This window comes from Pedobacter sp. ASV12 (assembly GCF_016429155.1).
Classification (GTDB): domain Bacteria; phylum Bacteroidota; class Bacteroidia; order Sphingobacteriales; family Sphingobacteriaceae; genus Pedobacter.
This window is the reverse complement of sequence record NZ_JAELUC010000001.1, coordinates 180,510-193,080: the sequence shown is the minus strand read 5'-3', so window position 1 is coordinate 193,080 and position 12,571 is coordinate 180,510. Positions and strand designations below refer to the sequence as shown.

The following is a 12,571-nucleotide window of genomic DNA, read 5'->3' as shown; positions in this document are numbered from 1 at the left end:
TAATAAAGGGCTACCTGAAAAGGTGGCCTTTTTTGTTGGCCTGATTGGTTATAAGCTCAAGCATAAATTTATATCTTTAACGGCACTCCCTACAGATTAAATGGAGAGTGGCCCCTTGAAAACATGATCCTGGCGTTCGATACTTATTATTTTGGCAACAAGGGCAAAACCGTGTGCTTGGCTTTTGATGATTGGGCTACCAGCGAAAAATTTGAGGTGTATGCAGAAACGCTCGAAGGGGTGGAAGAATATGAATCGGGGGCGTTTTACAAAAGAGAATTACCTTGTATTTTAAGCCTGCTCCAAAAAATAGATTGTCAAATGGTTGAAGCTATTATTGTTGATGGCTTTGTCTATCTCGACGATGAAAACAAGTTTGGCCTGGGTGCCTATTTGTTTGAAAGCCTCCACAAAAGCATTCCCGTTATCGGCGTGGCCAAATCTAATTTCGCAACTCTCCAAAAAAACAAGCGAGCCTTGTTAAGAGGTGAAAGCCAAAAGCCAATTTTTATAACGGCTGTCGGGATGGAGCTGGATAGAGCGGCCGATCATATTGGGCAGCTTTCGGGCCCCTATAGAATGCCAACTGTTTTAAAGGCACTCGATCGGTTGACTAAAGAGAAATAGAAAGGGCTAAACAATTGCCTACAAAAACATTATCTTTAGATAAGCCAATCTACTGATATGAAAGACTTTTCTAGCCAACCCCTCCAGCTTAACCAGCGCACTGTCATTGTTGATATCTTAAGAGGCTGGGCGCTCTTGGGCGTAGTGCTCATGAACTACTACGATTTCTTTATGATAGGCAGGAACTGGGAAACTTTTAAGCCAGATCTGTTTACCAACATCATCATGTACACAGCGAGCTTCTTGTTCGCCGCCAAATCATGGACCCTGCTCAGCATGCTTTTTGGCTATGGCTTTGCGGTTTTAATGAACAATGTAAGCAACAAGGGACACAATCCTTATGGCTTTTTTGCAGGGCGCATGTTTTGGTTGCTGGTATTGGCCCTGATCAATAGTGCCGTCTTTTTTGGCGATATTTTAAAGGATTATGCGCTCTTGGGTTTGTTGCTTTTGCTGTTTTACCGGAGTTCGGCCAAAACCAGTTTCACCGTAAGCATCATTTTATTGTTGCTTATTCCCGCCTTAAGTTCCTTTATCCATTCGCTGGGCGATAGTGGCTGGAAGCAGATGACGGCCATACTTCCGCTCTACCAAAGCCATAACCTGCTCGATGTGCTTTATTTTGGACTAAAGGGCACTTATCTGGCGCAGATGATCAGCAAACCCTACCTGTACACGGTACACGTGGTGATGTTTTGCTGTTTCCTATGGGGCTTTAGCCTCTATCGCATCAATTTTTTCGACCAGTTGCCCAGCAAGATAAAATATATCAAAAGGACCTTCTGGATTTCGTTGGGGACAGCTTTATTGCTCACAGCTTTTTTTATTGTTGACGAGCACTTGAAATGGAATGCCATTGGCAAACATTATAACCTGGCCTACTGGGTAATTCTCAGTACCATGCTGTTTATTGCCTCGGCTATTTGCTGGCTGTATGTGGCAGGCAAGTGCAAGCGCTTTTTCGCCAGCCTGGCCATCATGGGCAAAATGACCTTGACCAATTACATGGTGCAGAACCTCATTGGAATGCTTGTTTTTTCTGGTTTCGGCCTGGGCATATTTAACTCAAAGCCTATTTGGTTTTACCTGTTGCTGGCCATTGTTGTGTATACGGCGCAGGTATATCTGAGCCACTGGTGGCTGTCTCGTTACAACTATGGCCCTATTGAATGGATCTGGCGCCAGCTCAGCTACCGAAAACGGTTGCCGTTGAGCAAGTAAAGCCATATCGGCGAAAAACACCTACAACAACGTTACTTGGATAATGTAAACCGAAAGCGGTAAATTAGTTTGTAAATAACCAATCCTACACCAAATGAAAAGATTAGCTATGGCCCTTGTGGCTATTGTGGCGCTCCACGCTTGTAAGCCATCGGGCCAAACGTCAGGCAACGCCGAAAACAAAAACTTTGCTGCGCTTTGCGAACAGTATTACCAAGAGGGCCTCAAACTGTCGCCTTTGGATGCCACCTTTGCCGGCGACGACCGCTACAACGATTTGTTGCCAAACACCGGTTCGCAGGCTTTTATTGCCGAATCGAAAAAGTTCAACGAACGGTTTTTGGATAGCCTGGGCCACTACGACCGCGAAAAACTGAATGATAACGACAAGCTGTCTTACGATTTTTTGAAAGACCAGCTCCACATGAATATCGAAGGCTTTAAATACCATCAAGAGTATTTGCCTTTTAACCAGATGTTTGCCTTACCGTTAACCATCGGCCAGTTTGGTTCGGGTACGGGTGCACAGCCATTTAAAACGGTAAAGGATTATGCCGATTGGCTCAAAAGGGTTTCGGCCTTTTCGGTATGGGCCGATACGGCCATTGGCAACTTCAAAAAAGGCATGCAGGCCGGTATCGTGTTGCCTAAAGCCTTGGTGGTTAAAATGATTCCACAGATGCAAAGCATGGTTGTAGCCAATCCCGAGCAGAGCTTGTTTTACGGGCCTGTAAAACTGATGCCAAAAGATTTTAGCGAAGCCGACAAAAAGAAAATTACCGAAGAATACAAGCAGGCCATTGCCCATGTCATTGTGCCTACCTATAAAAAACTGGGCGATTTCCTGCAAAACGAATACCTGCCAAAGGCAAGAACCACTTCTGGACTTTCGGCCTTGCCGGGAGGAAAAGCCTGGTACGAATACTTGGTTAAACAGCAAACCACTACCAATAAAACGCCCGAAGAGATTTATCAGACCGGTTTAAAAGAAGTAGCCAGGATCAAAGGCCAAATGGACAGCATCAAGAATTTGGTAGGCTTTAAAGGCGATTTGAAGGCCTTTTTCGAATACATGAAAACCGATCCCAAATTTATGCCTTACAAAACGCCAAAAGAAGTATTGGATGCTTTCGAGAACATTCACGAGCGCATGAAGCCGAATCTAAAAAAAATGTTCGACCATGAGCCCAAAACCCCATTCGAAATCAGGCAGACCGAAGCTTTTAGGGCGGCTTCGGCCAGTGCCGAATACAATCAAGGTTCGGCCGACGGCAAACGTCCGGGTATATTTTATGTGCCTATTTTGGATGCCAAGAAATTCAATACCACTTCGGGCATGGAATCATTGTTTTTGCACGAAGCCATTCCGGGCCATCATTATCAGATTTCGCTTACCCAAGAAAATACGTCTTTGCCAAAATTCCGCAGATTCGGTTTCCATAATGCCTATGTAGAAGGCTGGGCGCTGTACTGCGAATCGCTAGGCAAGGAATTGGGGCTCTACCAAGACCCTTATCAGCACATGGGCGCCTTAGGCGACGAAATGCACCGCGCCATCCGTTTGGTGGTTGACGTGGCCATCCATACCAAAAACATGACCCGTGAGCAGGCCATTCAATACATGATGGACAACGAAGCCATTAGCGAAGAAGGAGCCACTGCCGAAATAGAACGCTACATGGGCATTCCGGCACAAGCCTTGGGCTATAAAATCGGGGCCATGAAAATCAGGGAACTGAGAAACAAATATGAAAAGCAACTGGGCGCGAAATTCAAGCTATCGGCTTTCCATACCGAAGTGCTTAAAGACGGTTCGTTGCCGTTGAGCGTTTTCGAGGCTAAGATGGATGCCTGGGCTGCAAAGCAGTAGTTTAGTTGGCAGTTTTCAGAAACACTTGCGAAGTCTTTAAGACTCCGCAAGTGTTCATTGATTGAGCCGTCATTGCCAACGAACTGTCAACTGAAAACCGGTTTTGGGTTTTAGTCTTTAAGCTTAATGGCTATGGACTATTGACTCCGTTTTCGTACTTTTGCGCCATGTCTATTACCAAGCCAAGCCTACCCAAAGGAACCAGGGATTTTTCGCCACAAGAAATGGTGAAACGCAACTATATTTTCGATACCATTAAAACCGTATTCAAAAAATATGGCTATGCCGAAATACAGACCCCGAGCATGGAAAACCTGGCTACCCTTACCGGTAAGTATGGCGACGAAGGTGATAAGCTCATTTTTAAAATCTTAAACAGTGGCGATTTTTTGGGCAAGGTAGACGAACAGTTACTAGCCACCAAAAACTCGCAGCTGGCCACTTCAAAAATTTCTGAAAAAGCCCTCCGCTACGATTTGACCGTGCCCTTTGCCCGTTATGTGGTAATGCACCAAAACGATATTGCCTTTCCTTTCAAGCGTTTTCAGGTACAGCCGGTTTGGCGTGCCGACAGGCCCCAAAAAGGGCGTTACCGCGAATTTTACCAATGCGATGCCGATGTAGTAGGCTCGCCGTCGCTGTTGAACGAGGCCGAGTTTGTGCTCATCTACCATGAAGCGTTAAGCAACTTGGGACTGAAAGACTTTAGCATCAAAATCAACAACCGCAAGATCCTGTCGGGTATTGCCGAAATGATTGGCAAGCCTGAACTGATCGTCGATATGACCGTAGCGATTGACAAGCTCGATAAGATTGGGTTGGATGGCGTGAGCAAAGAATTGTTGGAGCGTGGCTTTACCGAATCCGATATCGAGCAATTGAAGCCGGTGATTTTATTAGATGGTTCGAACGTGGAGAAGATAGAGAGCCTGAAAAAGGTATTGGCCAATTCGGCTATCGGCTTAAAAGGCATTGAAGAAATTGAAACCGTTTTCAACTATGTGAGCAAGCTCGCAACCCACAACCCGCAACCCACAACCCAACTCGAACTCGATATCACGCTCGCACGTGGTCTTAATTACTATACCGGCTGTATCTTCGAAGTTAAAACCAATGAAGTAGCTATGGGTAGCATTGGTGGTGGTGGCCGTTACGACGATTTAACAGGCATGTTTGGCTTAAAAGACCTCACAGGTGTAGGGATTTCGTTTGGTGCCGACCGTATTTACGATGTGCTCGAAGAACTGAATCTTTTCCCCGAAACCGCAGCGCAAGGCACTCAAGTGTTGATCAGCAATTTTGATGAGGCTGCCGAGTTATATGCCTTGCCGGTTTTGCAGCAATTGAGAACCGCCGGCATTGCCACCGAGCTTTATCCATCTGCCACCAAGCTCAAAAAACAATTGGGTTACGCCGATTCGAAAAATATTCCTTTTGTGGTTTTAATTGGTGCCGAGGAAATGCAAAATGGCTTGCTTACGCTCAAAGACATGAAAAGTGGCGAGCAGCAACAATTGGATGTGGCATCGATTATTGAGAAACTGACCTAAGAATGCGTCATGCTGGATATCGATCCCGGCATCTATCCCGAACACTTTGCTTCCGCCTCCTAGCCGGCGGGGCCAGTCCTTTTGTCTTGAAACAAAAGTGACCAAAAATTCAAGGCTTCAAACCTTTGTCGCAAATCCTAAACCTCCGCTTTGATGGTGCAAGGTCAAGTCGTGTGAAAGTCATTGGTTAGCTTGTGTTACTACAGCACTTCTGCGTCCTTGCCTATTTTTAGCAAAGTGTGAGGTAGTGCAATGCTTCGGTTTGCCTTTTCTTCCAAAGCTTTGCATGCCACATAGCGAAGTGACAATGATTGTGCGATAACATAAAAGCCCGTTCATAGTAGCATAGATAGCCCTGTTCCAAACCCGATTGACAGCGGTAGTTTTGAACGAAGCGAAAAAACTTTAGCAAAAAGCAGGACTTTCGATCAAATGAAATGCTTCCTTTGCTTTTCCATAACAGTTCAACTCATATGGACGGGATCTAAAATTACCACCTTAGACGTTTAAGAATAGTTAAGGATTACCCAACTCGGGTGGACTAAGGTGTCTTAGGTGGTGAAAAACGTCTATGCCTTATTTATTCGCCATAAACCTGTTCAGGTTGTCCATGGCCTGCTCCCTTACTTTTTGGTGCAAATAGCCCGTCCAGCCCAACAGCCAGCCACTAAAGCCCAGTGCCTGTCGGGCCCAGACATAAAAGTTGAATTTATCAGTATGCTTAACGATTTTGCCATCGGCTAATTCAAAACTGGCCTCAATGCGGTTTACCACGTGGCGTCCGGTGGAAGAAAAAACGTAGTATGCATCCCAATGGGCCTTTCCATGGCCATCATCGGCACTTACCTCGCTAAATTCGATGTTAAAGTCCTTCGCTCTCGACAGCAGCATTTCCCACATGGCCCTTACCTGTTCGGCATTGAGGTTTTGAAATACGGGATCGCTAAAAACAGCATTATCGGCATAGCAAGCTTGCATGCCTTTGTAATCCTTGTGCTTAAAACAAGTATAAAAATGCTCAATCAGTTGTTGGTTGGGATGATTCATTGACCTAAGTTACGGAAAATGAGCCGGCGAAAAAACTAATAGGTTTTACCCGCCAATATGCCTTCTATCCTGTCGAGGAGTTCGTCGATATCAAAAGGCTTGGACAGAAATCCATTGGGTTTATAAGCGCCGTGCTGAATGGTTTTGTCGGTATATTTAGCCGAAATCATCAACACCGGAATGTGTGCCGTTGCTTCGTTGGTGCGCAACTGTTCCAAGAGCTCGCGGCCATCGGCATCGGGCAGCATGATATCCAAGATCATCATATCGGGCTGAAAAGCATTAATGTGCTCCATCATGTTGACACCTTTGCTCAAGCCCGACACTTTATAGGCCTCGCTTTGCAAAATTAGGGTAATTACATCTAAAATGGCGTGGTTATCCTCTATAACCAGTACTTTTTTGTATCGCTTATTACTTGTTGTCAATGTTTGATCAGAAATATGGATGATTAAACAAAGATATTAATGTACTGCATATTTCCAGCATAAATAGTTGCAGAAAATATGGTAAATTTATTGTCAGATCAGTGACAGGAGCAAACATTTGAGTGCGAAATCATCTTTATTAAAAAAACAATCAATATGAAAAGAAATGCAACAGCCGTTTGGAATGGCACCGGAAAAGACGGAAAAGGTACCTTGACCACACAAAGTGGTACCTTGAACCAAACCCAATACTCTTTTAAAAGCCGCTTTGAAGAAGGGATAGGAACCAACCCCGAAGAATTGGTTGCGGCCGCGCATTCAGGCTGCTTTACCATGAAGCTGAGCTTCAACATCTCGGCCGAAAACATTACGCCCGACGAAATCACGACCAAGGCTACGGTTGACCTTAACCCGGAAAAAGGCGAGATCGTGAACATCCATTTAGAGGTAAAGGTAAAAGCCGATGGCCTGTCGCAAGAGAAATTCGACGAACTGGTTGCCGATGCCAAGGCCAACTGCCCGATTTCTAAATTGCTGAACACCAACATCACCATCGAAGCCACCTTGCTTTAATATAAGTGGCTAAAAACCTAAAGGCCATTTCTCTAATTGGGAAGTGGCTTTTTTGTTAAAGAATGTTAAATTCTGTCAGGCACAACTCCATACATGGTTGCCCGGATTAGGATGCGAAGCAAATATTGCTAACTTTGGTTCTATACCAGATCATTATGAAGAAAATCTTTACCCTCTCGCTGTTTTTATTGTTCAGTACAGTTGCCTTTTCGCAAAATGTAATCAGCCTTTTTGGCAAGGCCGGTCAGTTTTTCGAATTGCTCGAGACAGCGAAATATACCGAAGCACACCAGTTTTTTTCTGAAACAGAGCAGGCCAAAATTACAGCCGATAACCTGAAGGAGCTTTGGGCAAATATTAAGGTTAAATTGGGTGCCGTAAAATCAATTGATCCGATACGCAGCAAGGTGCAGGGCGATTATTATACCGTAACCTGCGATGGCCAGTTTGAAAAAGACGAACAAGAGTTTTTGTTGGTGTTTGATAAAACCGAGAAGCTGGTAGGTATTTTCATGCCGCCAAAAGCAGCGGCTTACGCTTTGCCAACTTACGCCAGCGATACCACTTTATACCACGAAAAACAAGTTTATCTTACTTCTGGCAAACACCAATTGGCGGCCGTGATTACCGTGCCTAAAAAAGCCGTTAATTTTCCAATTGTGGTATTGGTACATGGTTCTGGCCCAAGCGATATGGACGAAACCGTTGGCCCGAACAAGCCATTGAAAGATATTGCACTTGGTTTGGCCGCCAAAGGTATTGCTTCGGTGCGTTACGTAAAGCGTACTTTGGTTTATCCGGGCGAGTTTAATGGTGCTTTTACGGTAAAAGAAGAAGTAACCGACGATGCCTTGGCTGCCGTTGCATTGGCCAAAACAGTTAAGGGTGCCGACCTGAAGAACATCTACCTGCTGGGCCATAGCCTTGGTGGCATGTTGGCCCCACGTTTAGGTGCCCAGTTGCCAGAGCTGAAAGGCTTGATCATGCTATCGGCACCATCGAGAAAGCTAACCGATGTTATTGTAGAACAAAACAACTACATGTTTTCGCTAGCCAAAGATACCACGGCCGCCAGCAAGAAAAGCCTTGACGAAGTGCTTAAAGCAGTAGGTCAGACCAGGATAACCAAGCTGGATAAAATGAAGCCTGATTCGCTTATTTTGGGCTTGCCGGCATCTTATTGGATAGACCTGAATAACTACAACCAGGTGGAAACCGCCAAGAAAATAACCAAGCGTATGTTTATAGCTCAGGGTGGAAACGATTTTCAGATTACCCAAAACGACTACAACTTGTGGAATACCGCTTTGAATAAAAAGCCGAACGTACGCTTAAAGCTTTATCCCGAATTGAACCACTTGCTAAGCCCGCAAACGGCCAAGGGAGATATGTCGCAGTACCAGGTTCCGGTTAATGTATCCGAACAGCTGGTTACCGATCTCGCCACTTGGATTAAAGGGAAGTAGTGTTAGGTAAGGGTTGGATGGAAGCGTATTAAATCTCACATCTCACATCTCGAGTCTTAAATCTCATTCCGTACGCCAGGCTAATCGGTCATTTTTGCGACCCATTGCCCCCAATTGGCAACCTTAAAAACGTAGTTTAATTGAGCGGGCAGGTTCATGCTTATGATTTCTTTCCAGGCCGATTTTTCTGGCAGAAATTCGGGGCTTTCCAGGCCATTAACCAAACAGGCTTTGGTATAAAATTCGGCCCTACTTGGATGGAAGGGCGAAACCCCATGGTAAATATGCCCAAATGCTTTTTGTTTGAGCAGTTCGAGGCTGATTTGAATGCAATCGTCCAGATGGATAAGGTTGATGGGTGCCAGGCCATTGGCGATAGCCTGACGGCCTGCAAAATGCTTCGCCAGGTTTCTGTTTGGGCCAAATAACCCGCCAAAGCGGATAATGGTCGTGGTAAAAACCGGGCTGTTTTTTAAAAGTTTTTCCGCGCCCAGCAAGGCATTTCCCGCAGGGCTATCAGGCTGCGGATTAACGGTTTCGTCTACCACAAAATTACCATCCTCGAATATCCCTGTCGAGCTAATGAAAACCACCTGTTGAACCTGCGATCTTTCGACGGCCAGTTTAATGGCTTTCATCTTGCGAAGGTAATCTTCGGGTTGGGGCAAATTGCGTTTGGGCGGAATACTGATGAACAAAATATCGCTCGCAAAGAAAGCCTGGTTGTGGGGCAAGGCCGTCTCCCCAAAATTAACCAGATAGGGCTCAATGCCCGCTTCTTCCAAAAGCTTCAGCTTGTTTTCGCTGGTGGTAGATCCTTTTACGCGGTAGCCTTCGGCAAGCAGGGCTTTGCCCAAAGCCAAGCCATACCAGCCACAGCCCAAAATGCTGATGGTTTCTTGCCGGCTATCCAATGGTTTTAGTTTGGTCATGATAACCAAAGGTAAGGCATTCGCCTTGCGGTGCCATAGCCGCTGGTGTTGAATTGATTTTTGGCTGACAAAGATTCGGGTGGCAGGCATCGCTTTGTGTAGGGATATGTTTAATTTTATCCAGAAAACTTAAAACAAAAAAGAGATGAAATTTACAATCAAATCGGCATTGCTGCTTGTGTTGGCCATTGGGCTGTATGTGCAGGCCAACGCGCAAGGCATTAAATTGCCTCAGGCCAGCAGCGGTCAAACCATTGTGCAAGACTTTGGCTTGGGCAAGATTACCTTAACCTATTCGCGGCCAAATACCAAAGGACGCAAGATTTTTGGTGCATTAGAACCTTACAACGTGGTTTGGCGTACCGGTGCAAACAGCGCCACCACCATTAAATTTACCGACGCGGTAAAAATTGAAGGCCAGGATGTTCCGGCGGGAGAGTATGGTTTGTTTACCATCCCAGGTAAAAAGGAGTGGACATTTATCCTAAACAAAACGGCCAAACAATGGGGTGCCTACGATTACAAACAATCTGACGACGTTTTGCGCGTAAAAGTTAAACCAATGGCCACCAAAGGCAAGGTAGAAACCTTTACCATGCAATTTGCCGATGTAACCCCTACGGCGGCTCAATTGCACATCATGTGGGAAAATACGGCAATAGCCATTAACATCACCACGGCAATCGACGCCCAGGTAATGGCCAATATTGCCGAAGCGATGAAAGGCGACAAAAAACCTTTTATGGCTGCTGCCCAATATTACTATGAAAATGGCAAAGACCTGGCCACCGCATTGAGCTGGATGAACGAAGCCGAAAAAGCCGATCCGAAAGCGCCTTGGGTTAAACTATGGAAAGGTCGGGTGCAATTGAAAATGGGCGATAAGGCCGGAGCGCAGGCTACTGCCAAAGCAGGAATTGCCATTGCCACCGAAATCAAAAACGACGAGTATGTTCGTTTAAACACAGAACTTTTGGCGCAAGCCTCGAAATAATGCTTTAGTCAACACTTGCGGAGCTTCAAAACTTCGCAGGTGTTTAACCGATTGTGCTTTTCTCCTTCATCGCAATTTGGATCAGGTAAGCCATTACCACGACCAGCAGGCAGCCAATTACATTCAGCCATAAATAGGCTACCACCTCATTAAAGCCTAAAATACAAACCATTGCTTCGGCTAAAATCGCCGCGATAAAGACAGCCCTTCCGCCTACTTTTTTCAGGTAAAAAGCCACCAAAAAAACACCGAGAATGGTGCCGTAAATGTACGAGCCCAAAATATTTACCGCTTCAATCAGGTTGCCGATCTTGCTCGTATACAAAGCCATCAGGATGCAGACGCTGCCCCAGCCAATGGTGGCCCAGCGCGAAGCCTTTACATATTGTTGGTCGTTGGCATTTTTGTTGAGGAGCCTTTTGTAAATGTCGACCACACTGGTTGAGGCCAAAGAATTCAAAGCACTGGCTGTAGAACCCATCGAAGCCAGGAAAATGATGGCAATGAGCAAGCCAATCAATCCCTTGGGCAGATATTGGGTTACAAAACTCAAAAAGATATAGTTGTTGTCGTTTGTGCTGGCTTTTTTATCGTTCTTCAGCATCAGCTCCTTTAAATCCTCACGGATTTTCTTACTCTCGTTGTCTGCTTTTGTTACGGCTATGCGTTGCTGATCGATTGTCGGCTGGTCGTGGTTGGCCAATGCACGGTCCAATTTCTCTACCTCTAATTTCTTGCTTTCGAAACTTTGGTCGTAAGCCGATTGGACTTGTTGCAGTTCGGCTTTATAAGGGCTTTCCTGCAGTTTGTTCAGTTCGTAGCTGTTGAAAAATAAGGGTGCTTTATGGTATTGGTAAAAGGTGAAAACCAATATGCCAATCAATAAAATCAAAAACTGCATCGGGATTTTAACCAGGCCATTCATCAGCAAGCCTAAGCGGCTTTGTCCTACCGACGCGCCCGTAAGGTAACGCCCCACCTGGCTTTGATCGGTGCCGAAATAAGAGAGCTGCAAAAAGAAGCCTCCAATCAGGCCGCTCCATACGTTGTATTGGTTGTTCCAATCGAAATGGAAATCAATGGCATTGGTACGGCCCATTTTGCCTGCTATGGCAATCGCCTTGCCGAAGCCGACGCCATTGGGCAACAGGTGCACCACCATAATACCTGCGGCAAACAAGCCACAAAAAATAATGCTCATTTGTAGCAACTGGGTATAAGAAACGGCTTTGGTACCCCCGTAAACGGTATAAAAAATCACCAAGCCACCAATAAACAATGTGGTATAAGTGGTGTCGATGTTCAAGATGGTTGATAAGATGATGGAAGGCGCATAAATGGTAATCCCGGTGGACAGACCCCGTTGTACCAAAAACAGAAAGGCAGTGAGTGCCCTTGTTTTGAGATCGAAACGTTGTTCCAGATATTCGTAGGCCGTGTATACTTTAAGCCGGTGAAAAATAGGCACGAAAGTAATACAGAGCACAATCATGGCCAGGGGCAAGCCAAAATAAAACTGTACAAAGCTCATGCCCGATGAGTAGGCCAGCCCTGGTGCCGAAAGAAAAGTAATGGCACTAGCCTGTGTAGCCATTACCGAAAGGCAAACCGTATACCAAGGCAGGCTTTGGTTGCCCAACAGGTAAGCCTGCATACTCTGTGCGCCACGGCTTTTGTAAACGCCGTAACCCACAATCAGCAACAAAGTGCCCAGCAATACCATCCAATCTATCGCGCTCATTTAAAATGCTGGGTAAAAGCGTAAAACAAAGCAATAAGCACCACCAGCCAAACTGCCAGCAACACATAGAACTGTTTCCAGGTTTTAACAAAAGGAGGCAGGTCGTTTTGTTTTTCTTTCAT

General features: G+C 45.5%; 12 protein-coding genes. 7 read left to right on the top strand and 5 right to left on the bottom strand.

Features of this window, described 5'->3' with window-relative positions:
• The first annotated feature begins 123 nt into the window (after positions 1 to 123).
• From JHD69_RS00820 to hisS, 4 genes are all read left to right on the top strand, one after another.
• A complete protein-coding gene (locus tag JHD69_RS00820) occupies positions 124 to 627 on the top strand; it encodes an endonuclease V (protein ID WP_199136306.1) in 504 nt (167 codons plus the stop codon).
• Between the two features lie 57 nt (positions 628 to 684).
• Positions 685 to 1,848, top strand: a complete 1,164-nt coding sequence (locus JHD69_RS00815; RefSeq protein ID WP_199136304.1) for a DUF418 domain-containing protein — start codon at positions 685 to 687, stop codon at positions 1,846 to 1,848.
• A gap of 94 nt (positions 1,849 to 1,942) precedes the next feature.
• Entirely contained in the window at positions 1,943 to 3,718 is a 1,776-nt protein-coding gene (locus JHD69_RS00810) for a DUF885 domain-containing protein (protein WP_199136302.1), read from the top strand.
• A 167-nt stretch (positions 3,719 to 3,885) separates the two neighbouring features.
• A complete protein-coding gene (gene hisS / locus JHD69_RS00805) occupies positions 3,886 to 5,268 on the top strand; it encodes a histidine--tRNA ligase (protein ID WP_199136300.1) in 1,383 nt (460 codons plus the stop codon).
• 576 nt (positions 5,269 to 5,844) lie between these two features.
• On the opposite strand, the gene JHD69_RS00800 is transcribed toward hisS, so the two are convergent.
• Positions 5,845 to 6,315 carry a nuclear transport factor 2 family protein gene (locus JHD69_RS00800; RefSeq protein ID WP_199136298.1) on the bottom strand — a complete coding sequence of 157 codons (471 nt, stop codon included), beginning with the start codon at positions 6,313 to 6,315 and terminating at the stop codon, positions 5,845 to 5,847.
• A gap of 35 nt (positions 6,316 to 6,350) precedes the next feature.
• Positions 6,351 to 6,743 carry a response regulator transcription factor gene (locus JHD69_RS00795; protein ID WP_199136296.1) on the bottom strand — a complete coding sequence of 131 codons (393 nt, stop codon included), beginning with the start codon at positions 6,741 to 6,743 and terminating at the stop codon, positions 6,351 to 6,353.
• Between the two features lie 156 nt (positions 6,744 to 6,899).
• Here JHD69_RS00795 and JHD69_RS00790 point away from each other — a divergent pair, with 156 nt between their 5' ends.
• Together JHD69_RS00790 and JHD69_RS00785 are read left to right on the top strand one after the other, a co-directional pair.
• Positions 6,900 to 7,316 (top strand): OsmC family protein, encoded by a 417-nt coding sequence (locus tag JHD69_RS00790; RefSeq protein WP_199136294.1) that lies wholly within the window; start codon positions 6,900 to 6,902, stop codon positions 7,314 to 7,316.
• 155 nt (positions 7,317 to 7,471) lie between these two features.
• The gene (locus tag JHD69_RS00785) at positions 7,472 to 8,782 is read left to right on the top strand and encodes a DUF3887 domain-containing protein (RefSeq protein WP_199136292.1); all 1,311 of its coding nucleotides are present in this window, start codon (positions 7,472 to 7,474) and stop codon (positions 8,780 to 8,782) included.
• An 80-nt stretch (positions 8,783 to 8,862) separates the two neighbouring features.
• On the opposite strand, the gene JHD69_RS00780 is transcribed toward JHD69_RS00785, so the two are convergent.
• Positions 8,863 to 9,714, bottom strand: coding sequence for an NAD(P)-binding domain-containing protein (locus tag JHD69_RS00780; RefSeq protein WP_199136290.1), 852 nt, complete (start codon positions 9,712 to 9,714; stop codon positions 8,863 to 8,865).
• 145 nt (positions 9,715 to 9,859) lie between these two features.
• Between JHD69_RS00780 and JHD69_RS00775 the strand changes: the two genes are divergently transcribed.
• Positions 9,860 to 10,708 carry a DUF2911 domain-containing protein gene (locus tag JHD69_RS00775; RefSeq protein ID WP_199136288.1) on the top strand — a complete coding sequence of 283 codons (849 nt, stop codon included), beginning with the start codon at positions 9,860 to 9,862 and terminating at the stop codon, positions 10,706 to 10,708.
• Positions 10,709 to 10,751: 43 nt separating this feature from the next.
• On the opposite strand, the gene JHD69_RS00770 is transcribed toward JHD69_RS00775, so the two are convergent.
• Positions 10,752 to 12,449 (bottom strand): sodium:solute symporter, encoded by a 1,698-nt coding sequence (locus tag JHD69_RS00770; RefSeq protein WP_199136286.1) that lies wholly within the window; start codon positions 12,447 to 12,449, stop codon positions 10,752 to 10,754.
• Positions 12,446 to 12,571 (bottom strand): hypothetical protein, encoded by a 126-nt coding sequence (locus JHD69_RS21275; protein WP_255530357.1) that lies wholly within the window; start codon positions 12,569 to 12,571, stop codon positions 12,446 to 12,448. The genes JHD69_RS00770 and JHD69_RS21275 overlap by 4 nt, the downstream gene beginning before the upstream one ends.